The following is a 20,970-nucleotide window of genomic DNA, read 5'->3' on the forward strand; positions in this document are numbered from 1 at the left end:
CGATTGTTGGTGCTCGGCATGACGTCCCGGATCAAGCAGATCAGACACCGACCTGATCAATTCGATCCTTGGTTCTCCGAAATCCTTGAACGTAAGCCCGCAAAGCTGGCAGCCGTCGCAATGGCCAACAAAACGGCGCGGATCATCAGGGCGGTGCTGACGCGCGAGCAGGACTACAAGGTCAGAACCGCGTAACGACTGAAAGGATCAACCAAATAACAAGACGCAGGATGTGATGGACATGGTCAGCCCAACGATCAAGACACACCGTGCCTTGTCCCGGACCTCACGTGTCCGCTCTGCAGAATGGGACCCTGTCTGCGGAACCAATCAGGGCCAGCGGTCAGACGCAGCGCGCAAACAGGCCGGACACAAGGCCGCTTCTGACCAAACACCCCTCACGGAAAAAGTCTTGCTTTGCAGGAGCCATCCACACAGGACAAAGCTGCAGTTTAATCACGAGCGCAAAGAAACGGATAATGGGCTGCATGCTAAGCAGCAAATTGAGTGATTTAGGGGCTCGTCTTAATATACTTGATTGGCGATCGTTTAGTTATGGACCGGTGCAACGAACCACCCTGTCCACATTAAGACAAGTTCTTCTGACAAGACCGACAAGACCATGGCGAGCGTGAGAAAGAAATCATATTGCGTCTATAACGCGCCCACCTTTCATGTGTTGATATTGATCAAAGCTATTCGGCTTTAAACTTGCGATGCAAATTTGAATAAATAGGGAGGAATTTGTCATGAAGCTCGTCAAGTCTCTTACGAACGCCTTGCCCATTCTAAGACAATCAGCGTTGGGATCCATTGCTACTGCTCAGGAGTGGCTACCTACCGAAGGGGCGCTTTCCAATGCGTACCCTGGAAAAGCTTACTCTCCGTATGCCCAGCGCGTGTTCCCGAAGCGCCCGCTTTGGGGTAACAGGAGCGGTCGCGTTATTGGGATGCTTCTGGCATCCGCAAATAGATTCAATCCGCTGAATGAAGGATGCAACTCCCGCCTCGTTCACTCGGGAGTTTGTGCTCGAATTGCGCGGAAGATGCTTCGATTTTTTATGCCATGGCTGCAAGGGCGGACTATTTTACCAAGTGAGTGCAGCAATCTTTGCGAACCCAACTAAAATCTACATTCCTACCCAAGCGACACCAGTCAGAGGGCTGCGCGAGGGCTGCGTTTCGGTCTCGACGGGCCGGCGGGTGTGCATGCGGGCAACGTTTCTCATGTCTGCACCCAGAGTTTGTAATCGTCGGCTTTGAGTTTCGGGTGCCGCCCCCAATTGTACAAATGGTCGAACAGGTCATCCAAAGACGGATCGGGAAGTGCAACCTCGTTCTCAATGCCGTGGTAGAGAACACCGTCTTTCCAGTATCCCAAATCGTAATAGTCGGGACCTTCGTCTTCTTCATCTATACGCGGGTCATCGTTGTCACGGAACAGACCGAACACAGCGCCTGCCATTATCCGTTCCAGCATGGCATCGGTGTCATTGTCCCAGTTGGTTGGATGAATTGAGAAACGGTCGTGTTCGCCATCTGCTGAGTCTAACCGATATACTGGGTCCAGCGAGTAGGGGTCTTCCTCGTTAATTTCTAGTTCCTCTCGCCGCTTTCTGCATTCGTTTTGCAGTTTAACTAAAAGATCGATGGCGTAGGTTGCGGCAGCGAAAGCCTTACCCACTTCATCATCGTCCATTTTGTCCCACTTTGCCGTGTCGCCTGCGTCTTCGATAAAATCTGAAGCGAATTGTAACTTTCCCTCGAGAGTCTTTAATTCTGCCGCATCATCGCCATAGTTATGGACAAAACCTACCAAGCGAGGTTTCCCACGGGCCGTCAATCCTTCGGCGCGGCGTTTATCGCGCAATGCCTGCACACGACATCTGCTGCTGCAATAGATGGCGCGGGCGTTGGTAATGGCGTTTTCGCATTTAGGGCAGGTTTTACTCATTACCCTTTACCTTTCAAGCGTTACACATCACGTGAAACGGTACGTAGTTTCCGTTTGTCGTTACACAAGAGCGCGCAACACTTCTATCCAAAAATCTCTCAAACTCAAAAGCGCGGTTTCCGCGTTTTTCAATGAGGACAACAAAGTTGGTAACGGAAGTGATGCCGTCAATCTTTGCGTAACCTTGGCCTGATACGCAGTTGTCAGGCTTTTTTGCGTCGACGGTAACCGCTCGCTAGTTCCTCAACTAAAAAAACTCTCGGGCTTGTGAATAAAAGCGGGTAGTGGCTGTTCGATACCGCGCCATCAAGTAAACGCGCCGCAAGACACATTTGGTTTTAGGGTTCCATAGTCTTGCATAAATGACTTTGATGCTGCTGCGCCTAACCTGAATTGTTAGACGCCTGGTGAAAGTCAGCTCCCCTTTTTTGGTAGGGCTAGGTTTCAAAACGTTGTTCGGTTAATTTACCAAGTTTCAGATTGTTTGCGACATTCATCGTGTTTTCGCTCTTTTTGCAATGGGCTAAGAGGTCCGAGGCACACTTTAACAGCCTTGAGCGAATCGAAGAGACGGCCCAACCACATCATCGTGGCGATGGAGTCCCTCACTTGGGGTGTTAGGTCATATTGTGCCTCGGGATTGGTGTTTCTGGGCACTGTATGTGCGGCGAAATCACCAAGCAAAAGGTCCCAATTCGCAAATTCGAATTGGTCTTGCCGATGTTCGATTGTTTTTTACAAACCACCGATTGGTAAACTTCGAAACAAATCTGTTGAACCCAAGCCGCGATCGAAAAAATATGTGTGATATTTGAGTTTAATCGCCTTGCATCGTGATCCTGCCAACGTGCAATTTGTAGGCGCCGCGTCGTAAGGTTGTGTGCGTTGACGGCCGACACAGGATATTGTCACCAGACATGCAAAAAAAACGCATCAGATGGAACACCAAAGGTTCGGGCCCGGTGCGAGCATTGGGGGCTATGTCCGGTACCTCGCTTGACGGAGTGGACGCTGCGGTTGTCGTGACGGATGGTGAGTCGATTTTTGGCTTTGGCCAAACCGGCTATCGGGCTTATTCGGACTCCGAGCGAGCAACTCTTAGGGCCGCTTTGGAACGTTGGCATGGACCTGAAGTTGATGCTGCAGCGCTAATGGTTACACAGGCCCATGCCGAGGTGCTTTCGGAATTCGAGGATGTCGAGTTGATTGGGTTTCACGGTCAGACGCTTGCACACGAACCGCGCGGTCGTGGAACATTGCAGGTTGGCGACGGGTTGGGGCTTGCCCAGGCTTTGGGTCTGCCAGTTGTTTGGGACTTTCGCAGCGACGACGTTGCTCTGGGTGGCGAGGGAGCACCTCTTGCACCGTTTTTCCATTTTGCTTGCGCGAAATGGATTGGTGCCGAGGAGCCATTGTGTTTCCTGAACCTTGGTGGAGTCGCAAATCTCACATTTGTAAACCCGTCATTCGATAACCCAGAAGAACCCGGCGCTTTGTTGGCATTTGACACAGGGCCAGCAAATGCGCCGGTGGACGACCTGATGCAGAAGCGCCTTGGATTGCCCATGGACAGAAACGGCGAGACGGCTCGTGGCGGCGATGTAGAAACCGGCGCTTTGGAATTATTTCTAGCTGAGCCGTATTTTTCTCGGATGCCTCCTAAGTCTCTGGATCGGAATGATTTTTCAGAAATGATTGAATTGGTCAAAGAGCTTAGCAATCCCGATGCAGTGGCTACACTCACAGCAATGTGCGCAGCGGCCGTTGTTCAGGGGATGGAGCATTGCCCAAAGGCACCCAAACGCGTGCTGGTGACAGGTGGAGGGCGGCACAACCCGGTTCTAATGGAAATGTTACGCGTGTCGCTGGATTGTCCGGTGTTGCCGGTCGAAGCAGTGGGCCTGGATGGAGATATGCTTGAGGCTCAGGCCTTTGCCTATCTGGCAGTGCGCGTCGCCCGCGGTATGCCAACCTCATGCCCGGGCACTACAGGAGTTAAAGCTCTGGTTGGGGGTGGGACCGTCAGCGCTCCAGAGCGTGCATATAATCAGCGGTAAATTCCGAATACCCATTAGACGTGGACTTCAAATGCTGATGCGTCCATTTGTGAAGCTCAGGCAACTGATGGAATGGAACGTTTGGAAACGCGTGGTGTTCCGCATGATAGGGCATGTTTCAGGCAAGAAAACGGATCACCTGATTGGTGAATGTGGTTCGGGAATTTTCTAGCATGTTGGCAACTGGCGGGCAGAGGCCATGCTCTGCTAAAAGATAAATGCGTAGAAACGGCTGGCCGAGAAGTACAGGCGCGAGCCACAAATAAAAGAGCGCCGGTGAGAAAAACAAGCTAAAGCCCGCAAACACGTATAAGACCAAGATTATTCGGGCCTCGATCCTGATTTCGCGATAGCGACGCTTTGGCAGGTATTCAGTTCCTATCTGGCCCAACGCGTTCTTGGCGAGCGTAATCATCATACCAGACCAGTAGTGCCACCCGCTGAGGTAGACGAACATGTTGCGCCAATTGTCAGGTCTGGGCTTGCCGCCCAGTTCCGGATCCTTTTGCGGATGGTTCGTCCACTTATGGTGCGCAAGGTGGAAATACCGAAACCATGTAAAAGGCAGGCAGATTGGGACGGAAACAAAATGCCCCACAACTTCGTTGAGCCATTCCGATTTGAATGGCGTTTTATGAGTACACTCATGGCTGAGCGTGAACAGGAACACCAAGAGTATTCCTTGAGGCAACATAAGCAGAGGCCAAAATGGTATTTTTAGAAAAATGCCGGTACTGGTTAAGCTCAGTAGCGCAAGGTAGGCAGCAAGGTGCTTTAATCCAACAACGTTTGAACGTAGCTGCAGTTGATCTTTCGCTTCGGTAGGAATTGCGGCTATCAGGGCGCGATGATCCATGGATTTAAGCACGCGGAATGTCAAAATCTGGTTTGGCCAGTTCGAAGCCGCCGAATTCGAATCCAGGCGAAACCGCACAACTGACAAGCGTATATTTCCCGGTGCTGCGTGCGGCTTGCCAATGACCTTTCGGGACAATCAATTGGGGGAACCCTTGGTCAAGGTCTGGCGTTAAAACGTGGTCATGTGCGGGGCCTTGACCCGTTTCGCTAATTGACAAAATCAACGGCGCCCCTACGTGAAACAACCAGATTTCGGTGGCGTCGACCTTGTGCCAGTGGCTTCGCTCGCCCGCCTGCAGCAGAAAATAAATACATGTGCCAGTCGCGCGACCGGGATTATCAGCTCTCCATGTTTCGGAAAACCAGCCACCTTCGGGATGACGTTGCAGGTTCAGACGTTCGATGATTTCTTGTGCTGTCATTTCGGGCTCTTTAGCATGGTCGCGTTTATAAACGAGGCTGCATTATCAGGTATGGCATTTGTAGCCCCGGACCATATGTTTACTGCATGACCCTAACGATCCCATTTGACAACAGTTATGCACGTTTGCCGAACGCATTTTACGCGCGCCAAGCACCTGTGCCTGTCCAGGCACCCCGCCTTATTGCCTTTAACGCCGATTTGGCGCGCATCATGGGGGTATCGCCCGGGGACGTTCAGGAAATGGCCGAGGCTTTTGGTGGAAACAAAATTCCTGATGGTGCCGAACCTTTGGCCCAGTTGTACTCAGGACATCAGTTTGGGCACTACAACCCACAATTAGGCGATGGTCGCGCCGTGTTGCTGGGTGAAACAGTTGGATCAGACGGGGTTCGACGGGACATCCAACTGAAGGGATCAGGACCCACTCCGTTTTCCCGACAAGGTGATGGTCGAGCGTGGCTGGGACCGGTTTTGCGTGAATATGTTGTGTCCGAAGCAATGCACGGATTGGGTATTCCGACGACGCGCGCATTGGCTGCGGTGGAAACAGGCGAATTTGTGCTGCGCGAACGCCCGCTACCCGGAGCTGTTCTGACCCGCGTGGCCCAAAGCCATCTTCGGGTTGGTACGTTTCAGGTTTTTGCGGCCCGCGGGCAATTGGACAGTCTGCAAAAACTGACGGAATATGCCGTATCGCGCCACTATCCTGATGCCGACGGACCAATGGGGTTACTTCGGTCCGTCCGGGATACGCAGGTAAACTTGATTACACTCTGGATGGGCGTTGGTTTTATTCATGGGGTAATGAACACCGACAACTGCTCGATAGCTGGTGAGACAATCGATTATGGCCCTTGCGCGTTCATGGACAGTTACCATCCAAACACCGTTTTCAGCTCGATTGACCAAATGGGTCGTTATGCCTACGCGAACCAGCCGGACATCGCCGTTTGGAACATAGCTCAACTGGCGACTGCTTTGATCCAGCAAATGCCAGACAAAGAGGCCGCTGTTGAGGAGGCGACAGGTATTGTTCACGCTATGCCAGATTTACTCCAGCAAAAGTGGCTTGATCGCTTTCGTGCAAAGATTGGTCTGACGAACCAAAAAGACGGGGATTTGGAACTTATTTCCGGCCTCTTGACCAGGATGGCAAACAATCAAGCCGACTTCACCAATACATTCCGGGCGCTTGGCACCGAGCAAGCGCGAGATCAGTTCACTGACCCTAACGTTTTCGATGACTGGTCTGAAAGCTGGAGGCAACGAATTCGTCACGAAGAAGACCCATCAAGCGTGATGTTGAAGGTAAATCCAGCGTTCATACCGCGCAATCACCGTGTAGAAGAAATGATCGAAGCGGCAGTGCAAGGCGACTACACTCTGTTCCACCGGTTAAATTCAGTTCTGGCTCTTCCATACAGCGATAACCGTGAGGCAGCTGATCTAAAACGCCCTCCTACCGAAAATGAAATTGTTCAGGCGACGTTTTGCGGAACTTAGTCAGGGCTTCGGTTGGTATTCACTGCGGGGGTAAAATCTGCGACATTTTGTGGAAACTATTCAGAACGGAACTTGTGCCCAAATGACGTCTGCGCCGACTTTGCGACTGGCCAGCTACAATATCCAAAAATGCGTTGGCCTTGATTTTCGCCGACAGCCGCAGCGTATCATGCAAGTGCTGGATGGATTGCAGGCAGATATTGTCGTTCTGCAAGAGGCTGATAAACGATTACCCCCGCGTCCGGCTGCCCTTCCGCTTTTCATGCTGGACGAGGCGGGTTGGCAGATCGTTGACCTGGGCGGGGCAGGCAGCCTGGGTTGGCATGGCAATGCGGTCATTTGGAGAGGGCAGGGCATTGAGGTGAGGGAAACCGGCCATCATGAACTGCCGGGCTTCGAACCTCGCGGCGCCGTGAGGGTAGAGTTTGAAACCCAGATAGGACCGCTGCGGGTAATGGGAATGCACTTGGGCCTGCTGCACGCGTCGCGCCGACAGCAAATCACCCATATCCGACGCTTTGATGCCGATTTGGATCAGATGCCGACCGTTTGGGCCGGGGATTTTAATGAGTGGTCGCGTCAACCCGTTCTTGATCATTTGGCCCCAGATATGCAGTTTCTGCCACCCGTACCCAGCTTTCCTGCGGCTCAGCCGCTTGGCGCTTTGGACCGCATAGCCTTGGGGCAGGGCCTAGAGGCCAGCGGACATGGCGTGCATGATGCCCGACCCGCGCATATCGCTTCGGATCATCTGCCAGTATGGGCGGATCTAAAAAGAGGCCCATGAACTTCTGGTGGACGCGATCGAAATCGACTGTGGTGAAACCAGAACATACATATTAAGACAGAATCCCGAATAATCCCGAGGATCCGAATGTCCGACACGATCATCGCCCGTTGCGAAGCCAAAGGCCTTCGTATGACAGGTCAACGCCGAACCATTGCGCATGTGCTACAGCAGAGCGAGGATCACCCGGATGTCGAGGAACTTTACGCCCGTGCTTCTGCTGAGGATTCAGGAATATCCATCGCGACTGTTTATCGCACGGTTAAACTGTTTGAAGAGGCAGGGATTCTCGAGCGCTTGGAATTTGGCGACGGTCGCGCCCGGTACGAAGATGCGGAACGCGATCACCATGACCATTTGATTGACGTGCAGTCCGGCGAAGTGATCGAGTTCGTGGATCCTGAAATAGAAGCCTTGCAGGAAAAAATCGCAGCCAAGCTGGGGTATAAGTTAAAGGGCCATCGGTTGGAACTTTACGGTGTACCGCTGGACAAGGATTGATTAATTGAGAAAAGCGATGGTTAGCATCATTTTAATTCATTGAGCTTGCTGCAATACCGCTTGTCGCATTTTGCCATATAAGGTTCTTGTGCCCCTGAGATGTCGGATTCTAGGCATAACAACTTGGGCACTTTGATGGACAATGTAAAAGGCATATTGCTGATCGTCGCTTCTATGGCGGCCTTTTCGCTTGAAGACATGTTTATCAAGCGTTTGCTGGATAGCGTTTCAACAGGGCAGATCATGGTTGTTTTGGGCGTGGTCTGTGGGCTTTTATTGACGGCACTGTCCATTGCAACACGCAAGCGAATCTTCGACCCTATGGCGTGGCAAGTTTTGCCTTTGGCCCGGGCGGCTTCCGAAGGCCTCGGTGCTATTGCTTTTGTGACCGCGTTGGCGGTGGTCGAACTGTCAACCGTAGCGGCGGTGTTTCAGGCGACGCCTTTGGCGGTAACTATGGGTGCGGCTCTTTTTTTGGGCGAACAGGTTGGATGGCGTCGTTGGTGCGCGATTGGTGTCGGGTTTATTGGTGTCATGATAATCATCCGACCCGGACTGGCGGGCTTTCAGCCCGAGGCTCTTTTCGTTGTTGCGAGCGTGGTCGCCATTGCCGCACGCGACCTCATCACACGTAAACTGGATAGTCGCGTGGCTACGTCTGTTGTTGCTTTGCAAGCCTATGTTGCAGTCGGTGTAATTGGTGTGATTTTGGCGACATTCTCTGCTCAACCATTCACTCCGATCCAATCTGACCAGATCGGGTTCTACATTGGCGCAATCGGGTTCGGAGTATTGGGATATTGCGGAATCGTGGTTGCCATGCGGACAGGAGAGGCCTCAGCTTTGACACCCTTCCGCAACACCAGATTGGTTTTTTCGATCGCTGCAGGAATGCTCATGTTTGGTGAGCGTCCGGATTTGCTGACTTTGACCGGTGCGGTGTTGATTATTGGGTCTGGGATGTACACGTTTTTTCGCGAGCGCAAGCTGGCGCAAGCGTTCTTGGTTTCGGGCTGACGGCTCGTTGCGGGAAAGAGCAATCGGCATGTTGCTACCGCAAACGGTCGGAATGTGTTGATGTTAGCGATAACAAAGCTGGTTTACTTTTCGCCCGGTGGTGCTATGAGGCATGCAACCGAAGGCATCTTTAGGGATCGGGATCATGAGCACAATTATCGACATCCACGCACGCGAAATTCTGGACAGCCGGGGAAACCCAACCGTCGAGGTCGATGTGATTTTGGAAGACGGCACCATGGGCCGCGCCGCCGTACCATCGGGTGCATCTACTGGAGCTTATGAGGCGGTCGAAAAACGCGATGGCGACAAGTCGCGCTATCTGGGCAAGGGCGTGCTAGAGGCGGTGGCTGCCGTAAATGGCGAGATTGCCGAGGAACTGGTTGGTTTCGACGCCACCGAACAAGTGGCAATCGATACCGCAATGATCGAGCTGGACGGAACAGAGAACAAAGGCCGTCTGGGCGCCAATGCAATTTTGGGCGTATCGCTTGCGACTGCCAAGGCTGCTGCGGACTTTACGACTCAGCCGCTGTACCGTTACGTCGGAGGCACTTCGGCGCGTATTTTGCCCGTACCCATGATGAACATCATCAATGGCGGTGAACACGCGGACAACCCAATCGACATTCAGGAATTTATGATTATGCCGGTTTCGGCCGCGAATATCCGCGAGGCCGTGCGCATGGGGTCCGAAGTCTTTCACACCCTAAAAAAAGAGTTGTCAGCGGCAGGACTGGCAACTGGTGTCGGGGATGAGGGTGGTTTCGCCCCAAATATCGCCTCTACCCGCGAGGCTTTGGATTTCATCCTCAAGTCAATTGAAAAGGCGGGATTTAAGCCGGGTGAAGAAATCCATCTGGCGCTGGATTGCGCCGCGACCGAGTACTACAAAAACGGGAAATATGTTCTGTCCGGTGAAGGCAAAAGCCTGACTTCAGAGGAAAATGCGGAATATCTTTCTGCATTGGTCAATGACTATCCGATTATCTCGATCGAAGATGGCATGTCCGAAGATGACTGGGATGGCTGGAAAGCTCTTACAGACGCTATTGGAGGACAAATACAACTGGTGGGGGACGACTTGTTTGTCACCAATCCGACGCGTCTGGCCGAAGGGATTGAACGTGGGTGCGCAAACTCGATGCTGGTCAAGGTTAACCAGATCGGTTCGTTGACCGAGACACTGCGTGCAGTCGATATGGCCCACCGCGCGCGCTTTACGAACGTCATGTCGCATAGGTCCGGCGAAACTGAGGATGCAACGATTGCGGATTTGGCCGTTGCAACTAATTGTGGTCAGATCAAAACAGGTTCTCTGGCGAGGTCCGACCGACTGGCGAAGTACAACCAGCTGATTCGGATCGAGGAGTCATTGGGCGAAGTCGCTGAATACGCTGGTGCTTCTATTCTGAAACGCTGATCTAATTTATTTCTCATCGAGAAACCGGCCCATGCACGTGCGGGCCGGTTTTTTATTGTTTGCGTCTCAGCGGAAATGGACCTGCAATCCCGAAAACTTCTGAGAAGATTGGCTGCTGCGGAAATATTTCGGTACACTTGAAGTTAGCCGCTTTGATATAGGAACCATTCTTACCTGGAACACGATTAACAATTCATTTCGAGGACATTTAGATGACTACGATGAAGCGAATATTTGGGCTTACGGCCCTTTACCTTCTTCCCTAGGCAACCTTGGCCGGCCCCCCGCCCGAAGCAGTATGCGAGCGGATGGTTGCGGATGATCCCAGCGGCCAGATCACGATGGAGGAGTGCCTGTGTACCTACCAGGTTGCCGATCAGGTTCTGGACGACGAGATTAAAGAACTGCTTTTTGATGCTTGGTACACAGGCAACAACAATACCGAAAAGTTAAAGCAGCTACCAAATCCGGATCGCGTCAGTAAGCAATTCAGCAGAATGGAGCGGGCAATGAAGCAGAATTGTTTGTGACTTAGGCCAAAGAGTACGAATTACCGGATTTGTTCAAAATATTTTTCCTATCGAGCGATTATGTGTGAACTTGTTCCTATTTGACTAAGCTTGGATCGTTTATTCTGACTGTATTGCAGAAAGGAGAACGCGATGTCTGCTTCAAGAATCCTTCTCGTAATTTCAATACTTTCCGTTGGAATTCTGACCGCATGTGCAGGTCCAGGCACCTATCCGATAACAGGCATGGAGGTGTCGCAAAATGATCCAGTTCAGGAAATGTACAATCCGGGTCTAATATTCCGCGGTGAATCCCGCTAAAACCTTTTGCTCATTAGCATATAACGGTCACGAGGTTTGAAACCCGAACGTAGATAAAGGCTTTGCGCTGTTTCGTTGGCGCGATCCACTTCCAGGTGCAAAGCCGTCAACCCGGCTCCTGACAGTGCTTTGGGGAGATCGTGCAAAACTTCGGTGGCGATACCACGTCCGCGGACAGCAGGCCGAATGTAAATCTCGTCGACAAATGCATCCATTCCGCCAAATTCTACTGACCAGCCGAAAGTTATGATTATGTACCCTAGAGGTGCGCGGCTTGGACCGATCAAGTAGATGCATCCATGCGGAATACCTTCCAGTAAGGGCAGAATCGCCTTTTGCTGTTTGTCTTGGTCCTGGTCGATGCCGTGCTCGGCGTGGAAAGCTGTTACCAGGTCCATCAAGCGATTTAAGTCTTCTGGGCGGGCAAGCTTCAACGCGGCGCTCATAGTCGCGCCAGCCGTTCTGTAAGCAGTGCAAAAAAACCCTCGGCATCCACTTCACCCATGAACATTGCGTTCGGTGGATGTTTGGTTACGCGCCACCAGTCGGCCACTGTCATTCCCATCGTCAATTCAGACTGGGTTTCGATCTGCACATTGATATGTCGGCCCGAAAAAAGGTCGGGCCGTATCAGATAGGCTGTGACACATGGGTCATGTAATGGCGCCCCTTCAGAACCGTATTTTTCCTTGTCGAACCTCTCGAAAAAATCGGTCATCTCAGCCACAGCGTGCCCGACTTTTGAATTCAAGGCGCGAAAGGCCTCATTTCGTTTTTGTGTAACCAGCGCATCGTGGGTGACATCCAGCGGCATGACTACAATGTGCGCACCTGAATTGAACACAACTTCAGCCGCTTCTGGGTCAACGTAAATATTGAATTCGGCGGCAGGGGTAATGTTGCCAACTTCAAAATAAGCCCCTCCCATAAGTACGATTTCCTGAACGCGGTCGACGATATCCGGGGCCTCTTGAAAGGCCGTGGCGATATTCGTCAGTGGACCCAGCGGGCACAGTGTAACAGTCCCCGAATCATGCGCATGCAGTGTTTCGATAATAAAATCAACCGCATGTCCATCTGCCAGCGGCATCTGCGGATCTGGTAGGACTGGTCCATCAAGGCCAGTTTTGCCATGAACATGCTCAGCCGTCACCAACTCACGGTTCAGGGGACGGTCGCACCCTGCATAAACAGGAATGTGGGTATGATCAGCAAGTTCACAAACAATTCGCGCATTCTTGGCGGTAAGTTCCAGTGGCACATTACCTGCCACAGCGGTGATGCCGAGAACCTCGATTTCCTCCGGGCTTGCCAGCGCTAAAAGGATTGCGACGGCGTCGTCTTGTCCGGGGTCGGTATCTATGATGATTTTGCGCGGTGCCATGCTTTGTCTCCGGGGTCTTGAAGGGCGGACACTCGCAAGTGCCATCGTCCTTGTCCAGTCTGTTCAAGCGTCGGATATCGCCTGCACAGGCGGGAGTTTGCCGTTGGCGCGATGCTCTTCGGTTTTCACCTCATCCCAAAGCGCATCCATTTCTTCTAACGTGCTGTCTGAAGGCATCTTTCCGTGATCGGCCAGTCTCGCCTCGACCTGTTCGAACCTACGGGTGAACTTGGCATTGGTTCGGCGCAAGGCCGCTTCGGGTTCGATTCCCAGATGGCGGCCAAGGTTCACAATTACAAACAAAAGATCGCCGAATTCGTCTTCGAGAGCATCCGAATCCATGCTGTTCCGGGCTTCCTCGAGTTCGGCTGCCTCTTCGGTGATTTTGGCCAGCACATGGCTGGTGTCTGGCCAATCAAAGCCCACACGCGCCGCCCGTTTTTGCAGCTTATGCGCTCGAAGAAGGGCAGGCAGATTGGCGGCGACACCGTCCAACGCGCCCTTCTGTTCCTTGCCTGCACGCTCCGCCGCTTTAATAGTTTCCCAGTCGCGCGTCTGTTGATCGGCAGATTTTTCTCGAGACTCATGGCCGAACACATGCGGATGGCGCGTAACCATCTTGTCAGACATTGTGCGCACGACGTCTTGAAAGGTGAAATGTCCCGCTTCTTCAGCCATTTGGGCATGGAAAACCGATTGGAATAGCAAGTCACCCAGTTCACCTTTCAGTTCGTCCCAAGCCTGCCGGTCGATAGCGTCTGCTACCTCGTAAGCTTCTTCGATCGTGTAAGGCGCAATAGTGGAAAAGTCTTGTTCAATGTCCCACGGACAACCGGTTTTCGGATCACGCAGGCGGCGCATAATTTCCAATAGACGCTCGATACCTGCTTCGCTGTCGTGGATCAGCGGATTTTCAACCATTGCGAACCCTTTCGTTCCGGTGTCAGATGCATCAATTCCGCAGTAAAGATCAGGAGTCCAGCCTTGATGCCCGTCTCGAGCCGAATTGCAAACAACGCGGCCGTTTGTAGGTCATCGACATACCAGGATAACTCGCTAAGTTGCGTCGCCCCGGGATGCAACTTTTTCGATGAGGTCGAAGCCGTCGGTTTCAGAAACCCAACGCAGCTGGGCAAAAGCGTACAGCCTTCGGGCTGATTTCACAGATGAATAGGACCCTAGGGAAATGTCACTAGAAGATTCTAAGAAATTCGTGGACGAGGCATTCACCAATCCCGAGCTAAAGGGGTTGTCTCATGAAAACACGTTCGGCGGGGCAACTTCGTTTCTACGCCGCCTTTACACCAAAGATCTGGCCGGGGTGGATATTGCAGTTACAGGTGTGCCTTTTGATCAGGCCGTTACCAATCGCCCAGGCACGCGGCTAGGTCCACGTGCGATCCGTGAGGCCAGTACATTGCAATCACCTGATGAGCCTTATGGCTGGCCTTTCAATGCTTTGAGCGACTTGGCAATCGTTGACTATGGCGACATCGCTTTCGATTATGCAAATATTCCTGCCTTTCCTGACACTTTGACAAACCATATCCGAACCATATTGGAGGCCAATGTCGCGTCCGTCACCTTGGGCGGTGATCACTACATCAGCTTCCCGATTTTGAAGGCTTATGCCGAGAAATTCGGACCGATGTCCTTGCTTCAATTCGACGCTCATACTGACACATGGGCAGATGACAACATGGAACGTGTGGATCATGGAACCATGTTTTACAAAGCAGTTAAGTCAGGGATTGTGGACCCAGCCCGGTCGGTTCAAGTCGGCATACGGACCAATAATGAAGATACGCTTGGGGTAAATATCATCGACGCGCGTGAAGTTTATGAGGCCGGACCAGCCGCAGTTGCAAAAAAGATCAAAGGCATTCTAGGTGGCCATCCAGTTTACCTCAGCTTTGACATTGACTGCCTTGATCCAGCCTTTGCACCAGGAACCGGCACCCCTGTTTGGGGAGGGCTCAGTTCCATTCAAGCCCAAATCATTCTTCGCGACGTTGCTGGCATTAATATAAAGGGCGGGGACGTTGTTGAAGTCTCGCCTCCGTTTGACACATCTGGTGCAACCGCGGTTGCGGGAGCACATGCTGCCACTCAGATTATTTGCCTTCTTGGTTGGAACAAGCTGACATAGCGGCATAAACATTGACAATTTATGCGCTTGTTCGACCAAGCCTTAACTATTGGTTGGCCATGAGTTGGGTATCGCTGATGAAAAGCGGTCAGCCCGGACAGGAGAGATTATGACAACGACCAAATTCAACCAACCGATCAGTGGAAACGATTTGGCACGGTTCTCCGGGCCGAACACGTTCATGCGTTTACCGCAGGCTTCCTCGCTTTCCGGGCTGGATGTTGCAATACTGGGTATCCCGATGGATATCGGTACTTCATGGCGGTCTGGCACTCGGTTCGGGCCGAAACAAATTCGCAGTGAAAGCGCAATGATCAGGCCGTACAACATGGCTACTTCTGCTGCCCCGTTTGAAAGTCTGCAAATTGCGGACATAGGGGATTTGGCGATCAACACATTTTCGCTAACCGACAGTCTGTCAATCATAAAGGAAAGCTATGAAGGGATTCTGGAACAGGGCGTAATCCCTGTGGCCATGGGCGGGGATCACTCAATTACCTTGCCGATCTTGCGAGCAATTGCAGCCAAGCACGGACCTGTCGCATTAGTTCATGTAGACGCACATGCGGATGTAAATGATGAGATGTTCGGTGAAAAAGAAGCTCATGGCACCGTTTTCAGACGCGCTTACGAGGAAAAGCTGATCGACCCGGACAGAACCTTTCAGATTGGGATTCGCGGTTCCGGTTACGCGGCCAGCGACTTTACCGAGGCGCAGGGGTGGGGATTCCGCCATTTTCCAGCGTGGGAGTTGTGGCAGCAGAACCTGACGGAGATTGGATCACAAATCCGCAAGACAATCGGAGACCATCCGGTTTATATCACCTACGACATCGACAGTCTGGACCCAGCCTATGCGCCGGGAACTGGAACCCCAGAGATCGGAGGGTTAACGACACCTCAGGCGCTGCAACTGATCCATGCACTGGGCGGAGTAAACGTTGTTGGGTGCGATCTGGTCGAAGTATCGCCACCCTATGATCCGTCTGGCAACACCGCATTGACTGCTGCGAACCTGCTTTTTGAGCTCTTGTGCATATTGCCGGGAGTAACGTTACGATAAGGGTTGGTATTACTCCTTGTTCCGACAGTAATTCCCAATAGTTTTTTACAAAGCGTGCGACAGGAATGTTCAAGTTGGGCCTTTTTTTATTTGTGGGGTTAGTAGTTTTGGCCGGCGCTTACGTACGGTTGGCGCCCTCGCATCCGGACCGCTGGCACGTGGCACCGTTGGGTAAGGCTGACCGAAACAATCGGGGAAGCGTATTCCGCGTGATTGAAACCGGACCGAACGGGCTTGCGCGCTTGGATGCAATCGCCCGCGAAACGCCGCGTACTCGAGTGCTTGCCGGGTCGGTGGACGATGGGATGGTTACCTACATAACCCGCACCAGAGTGATTGGATTTCCTGACTACACCACCGCTATGCAGGATGGAAACACCTTACGCATCCGTGCACGGTTGAGATTTGGAAGATCAGATTTTGGAGTTAACCGTGCTCGGGTCGACGGGTGGTTGGCTTTGCTGCAACCCTGAAGACAAACACCCTTCCTGAACCTCGCGCCACATTGGGACGTTCAACGACATCTGGCATTGAGCGGTAAACATACGGCCATCAACCTGCAGACATATCAGTTCACCCAATTCGATACGGCTGCCGGATGTGTCGGTGCAATAGCAGTCCTGAACTTTACCCCCGGGGCCGATAACATCGGCGCCCGCAGAGGTCGCGAAAAGGGTCAATAAAAGGAAAATTAGTTTCATGCCGCAAATGTTAACACACCGACGGCACTTGACCCAAGCCCCCGAATGATAGACACCGCCCGGATGATCCCCGAAGAACGTCTTGAGCAGATCACCCAACGTTTTCAATACCTCGAAGCAGCCATGGCCGATGGCGCAGCGGGAGGGGATATTGCAGCGTTGGCCAAGGAATACTCTGACCTCAAGCCTGTGGTTGATCAGATTATGGCGTGGCGGCAACTGGTTGCAGATTTGGCCGAAGCCGAAGAGATGTTATCCGATCCCGATATGAAGGAATTGGCAGAAGAAGAAATTCCAGGCCTTCAGACTCGTATCCCAGAAGCCGAGCATGCTCTACAACTTGCGCTTCTGCCTAAGGACGCCGCAGATGCCCGCCCAGCAATGTTGGAAATCCGCCCCGGAACAGGCGGTGACGAGGCGGCACTATTTGCAGCAGATTTACTGCGAATGTATCAACGCTATGCGGAAAATCACGGCTGGCAATTCGAGATCATCGAAGAGCAGGCGTCGGATCTTGGCGGAATCAAGGAAGTCGTAGCCCATATCAAGGGTGACAGTGTCTTTGCGAAGATGAAGTACGAATCAGGTGTCCACAGAGTACAGCGTGTACCCGAGACCGAAAGTGGCGGGCGCATCCACACTTCCGCGGCCACAGTTGCAGTTTTGCCCGAGGCCGAGGATGTGGACATCCAGGTCGATGCCAATGACATTCGTATTGATACGATGCGTAGCTCAGGTGCCGGAGGTCAGCACGTAAACACAACCGACTCGGCGGTTCGGATAACCCATCTACCGACTGGTTTGGTTGTAACCAGCTCTGAGAAGTCTCAACATCGCAACCGCGAAATCGCGATGCAGGTGCTCAAAACCCGCCTGTACGATCTGGAACGCCAGCGAATTGACAGCGAACGCTCGGCTGATCGAGCTAGTCAAGTCGGGTCGGGGGATCGGTCCGAGAGGATTAGAACATACAACTTCCCCCAGGGCCGTATGACGGACCACCGGATTAACTTGACGCTGTATAAACTGGATCAGGTTTTGCAAGGTGATTTAGACGAAGTCATTGATGCGTTGACCGCGGACGATCAGGCGCGGTTATTGACCGAGATGGCGAAATGATTGCCGCTCTGACGGCAGCCCAGGCGATGGTCGCTGCGACAGCACGTTTGCGTGCAGCAGGTGTGCCTGATCCCGCTCGGGATGCTCGGCTTCTTTTGGCACACGCAGCAAGGATTGAGGCAAGCCGGGTTACGCTGATCGCTCCTGAAGAGTTGGCTCCGGACATAGCCGAACGATACGACACGCTGGTTTCCTTGCGCGCGGTTCGGGTCCCGGTATCACATTTATTGGGTGAGCGTGAGTTCTATGGCCGCGACTTTCGTGTCAGCCGCGACGTTCTGGATCCGCGCCCAGAAACCGAAACGCTGATAGAGGCCGCGTTGAGCGAACCGTTTGACTACCTGCTTGATTTGGGCGTCGGTTCGGGCTGTATCCTGATCACGTTGTTGGCAGAGCGTGCCAGCGCGGTAGGTGTTGGCGTCGATCTGAGTGAGGCGGCTTGTCTGCAAGCCAGTGCCAATGCAGTATTGCACAACGTTCAGGAACGGGTCGAAATTCATCAATCGGACTGGTTTGCCGATGTCGATGGAGTTTTCGACCTGATTGTAGCGAATCCACCTTATATTTCGTCGGATGAGATGCGGGAACTGTCCCCCGAAGTCCGAGAGCACGAGCCGCGCATGGCTTTGACAGACGAAGGTGACGGATTGGGCGCCTATCGCATAATCGCCGCGTCGGCCCCTGATTATCTATTGCCCGGCGGACGGATTCTTGTCGAGATTGGGCCCACACAGGGGGCTGCGGTTTCTGCCTTGTTTGACGCAGCGGGATTGGCGGATGTTCGCGTGATCCCCGATCTGGATGGTCGTGACCGGGTAGTTGGGGCAAGATTACCTCATTGAATCGCCAAAGTGAGGCTGAAAAGCGCCGGTTCATGTAAAAAAGCTGCGAAATTTTTCATAAACCCCTTGTCTGAAAGCTCAGGACATGCTTACTCAGTGTAGTCGGAGAGGCCGACGCTTTTGCAGCGAGCCCCTGACATCAAGCCCAAAAAAGTCGACCACACGTCACGGCAAATGCCTCAGAATGATGTGAGTTAAGGGTCGGCAGACAGCGAATTGATAAGGCTGACGTAAAGTAAGATGAGATCCTCTAAATCCCGCTCGCGGGCCAAGAACAACCGAAATCGTCCATCTGGTGGCAATGTTGTAAACCGTGTTTTCGACAGCTCTGGGCCAGAAGGTAAGGTACGTGGTACCCCGCAGCAAATCATCGACAAGTACAATCAGCTTGCGCGCGATGCCCAACTGTCGAATGACCGTGTTGCTGCGGAAAACTTTCAACAGCACGCCGAACATTACCTGCGCTTGCTAGGTGAGGCGCAGCGCGAAATCGAAGCGCGCCGAGAAGAGCAAGAACGGCAGAATCGTGAACGTCAGGCCGAGCGCGACCGCGAACGGGCGGAGCGTCAGGAACGTGAAGCTGCGCGCCAGGCTGACCTGGCCGAAGCGCCGCAACCAGATGTCATGGACTTCAACGCTGAGCAAGCGGTACCTGAAAGCGGTTTGGTTGAAACGCCTGAAAGTCAGGATGCGACCCCGGCGGCATCTGAGGAAAAAGAGCGTAAGGAAAAACCAGTACGGCGACCGCGCGCTCGAAAGCCAAAGGCTACGCCAGAGGAGACCCCTGCTGACAACGGAGATACTCCGGAAGCGGCAGAGTAAGCCCGACCAGTTTAAATGCTCGAATGACCTTGGTTTCCGTTCCGAGGTCATTTTGATTCATGATTTGCGGATTTCTCGCGCCAGTGCGCAAAAAGACTCCAGCGGGATTTGTTCTGCGCGATCGGTAGGTTTAATCCCTGCGGCGATCAGGCGGTCCTCGATATCAGGGGCCACGCCTTTGAGGGACGCACGCAGCATTTTGCGTCGTTGATTAAATGCAGCGGCGACGACTCGCGAGAGTGTGGCCGCGTCAGAAGGAAAGCGAGGTTCCGGCAGCGCTTGAAGGTGAACGACTGCGCTTGAAACCTTCGGTGGTGGAGTAAACGCAGAAGGCGGCAATGACATTGCAATGCGGGCATCTGTCCGCCACTGCGAAAGAATCGCCAGTCGACCATACGCCTTGCTGCCGGGTTGCGCGACAATCCGATCTGCAACTTCGCGTTGGAACATTAGCGTTAAGCTCTGCCAAAATGGCGGCCATTTTGGTGGTGTCAACCAGCGGACCAAAAGTTCTGTCCCTACATTATATGGCAAGTTGGCCGCGATCCGGACCGGCGGCCTAAGATGCGCCAATGGATCAATTTCCAACGCGTCTCCATTGATGACCTTCAATCGACCCGGATATGCTTCGGCTATTTCGTTCAACGCAGGAATGCAGCGGGTGTCTTTTTCAACCGCGACTACTTTACGGGCACCCTCGGCCAATAACCCTCGGGTCAGTCCGCCCGGGCCGGGACCTATTTCCAAAACATCACATTCAGCGAGGTCCCCAGCCTGACGAGCAATTTTGGCCGTCAGATTTAGATCCAACAGGAAATTCTGGCCTAAAGATTTTCGAGCCGACAGCTGATAGGTCGCTATGACGTCTCGCAGCGGGGGTAGGGTGTCGATTGCGCTCATGTTCGACTTACCTTTGCGCTGGGCTGAGCCATTGCGCCAGAAAGTCTTTGTCGCGCTTAAAAGATTTTCTGACCGGACGTAAAATCATTGGGTTTGCGACATCTTTTGTGCAAGACGCAGAGCTTCAATCAAACTGGTGGGGTTAGCGACACCTTTCCCGGCAATGTCGAGTGCAGTTCCGTGATCCGGCGAAGTGCGAATAAACGGCAATCCAAGCGTGACGTTAACACCGCGGTCGAAATCCAGTGTTTTGATCGGGATTAAGGCCTGATCATGGTACATGGCAATCGCTGCATCATATTTCGCGCGAGCGGCGGCGTGGAACATGGTGTCTGCGGGATGTGGACCGCTCACGCTGTAGTCGCCGGGGGCCAGCTCTGCCAATAATGGGGCAATCCAGTCCAACTCTTCAGTGCCCATTTTGCCGCCTTCGCCTGCGTGCGGGTTCAATCCAGTGACGGCTATACGAGGATTTGGAATGCCGAACTGAGACTGCAGCCCTTTGGCGGTGATTTCAATTGTGTCAAACAACACATCTGGGGTGAGGGCATTGGAAACTTGAGACAATGGGATGTGGATCGTGGCTGGGACGACGCGTAGTTGGTCACTGGTCAACATCATTACCACGCGGTCACG

22 protein-coding genes and 2 pseudogenes are annotated in these 20,970 nt (G+C 52.9%); 15 read left to right on the top strand and 9 right to left on the bottom strand.

The features are described from left to right. Positions 1–195: pseudogene (locus tag AC2FNE_RS21890) on the top strand (IS110 family transposase); the annotation flags it as partial. Positions 196–1,225: 1,030 nt separating this feature from the next. On the opposite strand, the gene AC2FNE_RS21895 reads toward AC2FNE_RS21890, so the two are convergent. Then, on the bottom strand, positions 1,226–1,954 hold the full coding sequence (locus tag AC2FNE_RS21895; RefSeq protein ID WP_170607655.1) for a hypothetical protein: 729 nt from the start codon (positions 1,952–1,954) through the stop codon (positions 1,226–1,228). Positions 1,955–2,871: 917 nt separating this feature from the next. Here AC2FNE_RS21895 and AC2FNE_RS21900 point away from each other — a divergent pair. Then, the gene (locus tag AC2FNE_RS21900) at positions 2,872–4,011 is read left to right on the top strand and encodes an anhydro-N-acetylmuramic acid kinase (RefSeq protein ID WP_496806272.1); all 1,140 of its coding nucleotides are present in this window, start codon (positions 2,872–2,874) and stop codon (positions 4,009–4,011) included. On the opposite strand, the pseudogene AC2FNE_RS21905 reads toward AC2FNE_RS21900, so the two are convergent. Both AC2FNE_RS21905 and AC2FNE_RS21910 read right to left on the bottom strand, forming a co-directional pair. Continuing rightward, positions 3,977–4,867 (bottom strand): annotated as a pseudogene (locus tag AC2FNE_RS21905) (fatty acid desaturase). The gene AC2FNE_RS21900 and the pseudogene AC2FNE_RS21905 sit on opposite strands and share 35 nt — an antisense overlap. A 4-nt stretch (positions 4,868–4,871) precedes the next feature. Further along, positions 4,872–5,291: a cupin domain-containing protein gene (locus AC2FNE_RS21910; RefSeq protein ID WP_170607661.1), complete on the bottom strand. Its 420-nt coding sequence runs from the start codon at positions 5,289–5,291 to the stop codon at positions 4,872–4,874. A gap of 86 nt (positions 5,292–5,377) precedes the next feature. Between AC2FNE_RS21910 and AC2FNE_RS21915 the strand changes: the two genes are divergently transcribed. The 7 genes from AC2FNE_RS21915 to AC2FNE_RS21945 all read left to right on the top strand — a co-directional run bounded on the left by AC2FNE_RS21915 (position 5,378) and on the right by AC2FNE_RS21945 (position 11,354). Continuing rightward, positions 5,378–6,796, top strand: a complete 1,419-nt coding sequence (locus tag AC2FNE_RS21915; RefSeq protein WP_170607663.1) for a protein adenylyltransferase SelO — start codon at positions 5,378–5,380, stop codon at positions 6,794–6,796. Positions 6,797–6,878: 82 nt separating this feature from the next. Next, positions 6,879–7,583: an endonuclease/exonuclease/phosphatase family protein gene (locus AC2FNE_RS21920; protein ID WP_496806273.1), complete on the top strand. Its 705-nt coding sequence runs from the start codon at positions 6,879–6,881 to the stop codon at positions 7,581–7,583. Between the two features lie 87 nt (positions 7,584–7,670). Next, a complete protein-coding gene (locus tag AC2FNE_RS21925; protein WP_170477931.1) occupies positions 7,671–8,084 on the top strand; it encodes a Fur family transcriptional regulator in 414 nt (137 codons plus the stop codon). A gap of 135 nt (positions 8,085–8,219) precedes the next feature. Further along, the gene (locus AC2FNE_RS21930; protein ID WP_496806274.1) at positions 8,220–9,101 is read left to right on the top strand and encodes a DMT family transporter; all 882 of its coding nucleotides are present in this window, start codon (positions 8,220–8,222) and stop codon (positions 9,099–9,101) included. 145 nt (positions 9,102–9,246) lie between these two features. Next, positions 9,247–10,524: a phosphopyruvate hydratase gene (gene eno, locus AC2FNE_RS21935; RefSeq protein WP_496806275.1), complete on the top strand. Its 1,278-nt coding sequence runs from the start codon at positions 9,247–9,249 to the stop codon at positions 10,522–10,524. 308 nt (positions 10,525–10,832) lie between these two features. Beyond that, positions 10,833–11,054, top strand: coding sequence for a hypothetical protein (locus tag AC2FNE_RS21940; protein ID WP_496806276.1), 222 nt, complete (start codon positions 10,833–10,835; stop codon positions 11,052–11,054). Positions 11,055–11,186: 132 nt separating this feature from the next. Further along, positions 11,187–11,354, top strand: a complete 168-nt coding sequence (locus AC2FNE_RS21945; RefSeq protein ID WP_170607669.1) for a hypothetical protein — start codon at positions 11,187–11,189, stop codon at positions 11,352–11,354. Here the strand turns inward: AC2FNE_RS21945 and AC2FNE_RS21950 are convergent. From AC2FNE_RS21950 to mazG, 3 genes are all read right to left on the bottom strand, one after another. Then, complete coding sequence (locus AC2FNE_RS21950; protein ID WP_170477920.1) at positions 11,351–11,800, bottom strand: GNAT family N-acetyltransferase; 450 nt, start codon at positions 11,798–11,800, stop codon at positions 11,351–11,353. The genes AC2FNE_RS21945 and AC2FNE_RS21950 overlap by 4 nt on opposite strands. Further along, positions 11,797–12,738 carry a nucleoside hydrolase gene (locus AC2FNE_RS21955; RefSeq protein WP_496806277.1) on the bottom strand — a complete coding sequence of 314 codons (942 nt, stop codon included), beginning with the start codon at positions 12,736–12,738 and terminating at the stop codon, positions 11,797–11,799. Before AC2FNE_RS21955 ends, AC2FNE_RS21950 begins: the two co-directional genes overlap by 4 nt. Before the next feature lie 63 nt (positions 12,739–12,801). After that, on the bottom strand, positions 12,802–13,659 hold the full coding sequence (mazG, locus tag AC2FNE_RS21960) for a nucleoside triphosphate pyrophosphohydrolase (protein ID WP_170477914.1): 858 nt from the start codon (positions 13,657–13,659) through the stop codon (positions 12,802–12,804). Between the two features lie 265 nt (positions 13,660–13,924). Between mazG and speB (AC2FNE_RS21965) the strand changes: the two genes are divergently transcribed. The 3 genes from speB (AC2FNE_RS21965) to AC2FNE_RS21975 all read left to right on the top strand — a co-directional run bounded on the left by speB (AC2FNE_RS21965) (position 13,925) and on the right by AC2FNE_RS21975 (position 16,423). Next, positions 13,925–14,887, top strand: a complete 963-nt coding sequence (speB, locus tag AC2FNE_RS21965; RefSeq protein ID WP_170607673.1) for an agmatinase — start codon at positions 13,925–13,927, stop codon at positions 14,885–14,887. Between the two features lie 109 nt (positions 14,888–14,996). Continuing rightward, the gene (gene speB, locus AC2FNE_RS21970) at positions 14,997–15,950 is read left to right on the top strand and encodes an agmatinase (protein ID WP_170607675.1); all 954 of its coding nucleotides are present in this window, start codon (positions 14,997–14,999) and stop codon (positions 15,948–15,950) included. 65 nt (positions 15,951–16,015) lie between these two features. Further along, the gene (locus AC2FNE_RS21975; protein WP_496806278.1) at positions 16,016–16,423 is read left to right on the top strand and encodes a DUF1499 domain-containing protein; all 408 of its coding nucleotides are present in this window, start codon (positions 16,016–16,018) and stop codon (positions 16,421–16,423) included. On the opposite strand, the gene AC2FNE_RS21980 is transcribed toward AC2FNE_RS21975, so the two are convergent. Next, positions 16,364–16,651 carry a hypothetical protein gene (locus AC2FNE_RS21980; RefSeq protein ID WP_254442611.1) on the bottom strand — a complete coding sequence of 96 codons (288 nt, stop codon included), beginning with the start codon at positions 16,649–16,651 and terminating at the stop codon, positions 16,364–16,366. The two genes, AC2FNE_RS21975 and AC2FNE_RS21980, sit on opposite strands and share 60 nt — an antisense overlap. A 63-nt stretch (positions 16,652–16,714) precedes the next feature. Here AC2FNE_RS21980 and prfA point away from each other — a divergent pair, with 63 nt between their 5' ends. From prfA to AC2FNE_RS21995, 3 genes are all read left to right on the top strand, one after another. Continuing rightward, entirely contained in the window at positions 16,715–17,770 is a 1,056-nt protein-coding gene (gene prfA, locus AC2FNE_RS21985; protein ID WP_496806280.1) for a peptide chain release factor 1, read from the top strand. Then, a complete protein-coding gene (gene prmC, locus AC2FNE_RS21990) occupies positions 17,767–18,612 on the top strand; it encodes a peptide chain release factor N(5)-glutamine methyltransferase (protein WP_170607679.1) in 846 nt (281 codons plus the stop codon). The genes prfA and prmC overlap by 4 nt, the downstream gene beginning before the upstream one ends. Positions 18,613–18,852: 240 nt before the next feature. Further along, positions 18,853–19,434: a DUF4167 domain-containing protein gene (locus AC2FNE_RS21995; protein WP_170477902.1), complete on the top strand. Its 582-nt coding sequence runs from the start codon at positions 18,853–18,855 to the stop codon at positions 19,432–19,434. A gap of 57 nt (positions 19,435–19,491) precedes the next feature. Here AC2FNE_RS21995 and rsmA read toward each other — a convergent pair whose 3' ends face one another. Beyond that, a complete protein-coding gene (rsmA, locus tag AC2FNE_RS22000; protein ID WP_170477900.1) occupies positions 19,492–20,334 on the bottom strand; it encodes a 16S rRNA (adenine(1518)-N(6)/adenine(1519)-N(6))-dimethyltransferase RsmA in 843 nt (280 codons plus the stop codon). Between the two features lie 84 nt (positions 20,335–20,418). Then, positions 20,419–20,970 (bottom strand): PdxA family dehydrogenase (locus tag AC2FNE_RS22005; protein WP_496806279.1); only part of this gene is annotated, 552 nt, incomplete at its 5' end.

Source organism: Ruegeria sp. YKSD179, assembly GCF_059612885.1.

Excerpts from the sequence above, each read along its gene's own strand:
- AC2FNE_RS21895 (WP_170607655.1), bottom strand. The coding sequence starts at position 1,954 with ATGAGTAAAACCTGCCCTAAATGCGAAAACGCCATTACCAACGCCCGC.
- AC2FNE_RS21900 (WP_496806272.1), top strand. The coding sequence starts at position 2,872 with ATGCAAAAAAAACGCATCAGATGGAACACCAAAGGTTCGGGCCCGGTG.
- AC2FNE_RS21910 (WP_170607661.1), bottom strand. The coding sequence starts at position 5,291 with ATGACAGCACAAGAAATCATCGAACGTCTGAACCTGCAACGTCATCCC.
- AC2FNE_RS21915 (WP_170607663.1), top strand. The coding sequence starts at position 5,378 with ATGACCCTAACGATCCCATTTGACAACAGTTATGCACGTTTGCCGAAC.
- AC2FNE_RS21920 (WP_496806273.1), top strand. The coding sequence starts at position 6,879 with ATGACGTCTGCGCCGACTTTGCGACTGGCCAGCTACAATATCCAAAAA.
- AC2FNE_RS21925 (WP_170477931.1), top strand. The coding sequence starts at position 7,671 with ATGTCCGACACGATCATCGCCCGTTGCGAAGCCAAAGGCCTTCGTATG.
- AC2FNE_RS21930 (WP_496806274.1), top strand. The coding sequence starts at position 8,220 with ATGGACAATGTAAAAGGCATATTGCTGATCGTCGCTTCTATGGCGGCC.
- eno (WP_496806275.1), top strand. The coding sequence starts at position 9,247 with ATGAGCACAATTATCGACATCCACGCACGCGAAATTCTGGACAGCCGG.
- AC2FNE_RS21940 (WP_496806276.1), top strand. The coding sequence starts at position 10,833 with ATGGTTGCGGATGATCCCAGCGGCCAGATCACGATGGAGGAGTGCCTG.
- AC2FNE_RS21945 (WP_170607669.1), top strand. The coding sequence starts at position 11,187 with ATGTCTGCTTCAAGAATCCTTCTCGTAATTTCAATACTTTCCGTTGGA.
- AC2FNE_RS21950 (WP_170477920.1), bottom strand. The coding sequence starts at position 11,800 with ATGAGCGCCGCGTTGAAGCTTGCCCGCCCAGAAGACTTAAATCGCTTG.
- AC2FNE_RS21955 (WP_496806277.1), bottom strand. The coding sequence starts at position 12,738 with ATGGCACCGCGCAAAATCATCATAGATACCGACCCCGGACAAGACGAC.
- mazG (WP_170477914.1), bottom strand. The coding sequence starts at position 13,659 with ATGGTTGAAAATCCGCTGATCCACGACAGCGAAGCAGGTATCGAGCGT.
- speB (WP_170607673.1), top strand. The coding sequence starts at position 13,925 with ATGTCACTAGAAGATTCTAAGAAATTCGTGGACGAGGCATTCACCAAT.
- speB (WP_170607675.1), top strand. The coding sequence starts at position 14,997 with ATGACAACGACCAAATTCAACCAACCGATCAGTGGAAACGATTTGGCA.
- AC2FNE_RS21975 (WP_496806278.1), top strand. The coding sequence starts at position 16,016 with ATGTTCAAGTTGGGCCTTTTTTTATTTGTGGGGTTAGTAGTTTTGGCC.
- AC2FNE_RS21980 (WP_254442611.1), bottom strand. The coding sequence starts at position 16,651 with ATGAAACTAATTTTCCTTTTATTGACCCTTTTCGCGACCTCTGCGGGC.
- prfA (WP_496806280.1), top strand. The coding sequence starts at position 16,715 with ATGATCCCCGAAGAACGTCTTGAGCAGATCACCCAACGTTTTCAATAC.
- prmC (WP_170607679.1), top strand. The coding sequence starts at position 17,767 with ATGATTGCCGCTCTGACGGCAGCCCAGGCGATGGTCGCTGCGACAGCA.
- AC2FNE_RS21995 (WP_170477902.1), top strand. The coding sequence starts at position 18,853 with ATGAGATCCTCTAAATCCCGCTCGCGGGCCAAGAACAACCGAAATCGT.
- rsmA (WP_170477900.1), bottom strand. The coding sequence starts at position 20,334 with ATGAGCGCAATCGACACCCTACCCCCGCTGCGAGACGTCATAGCGACC.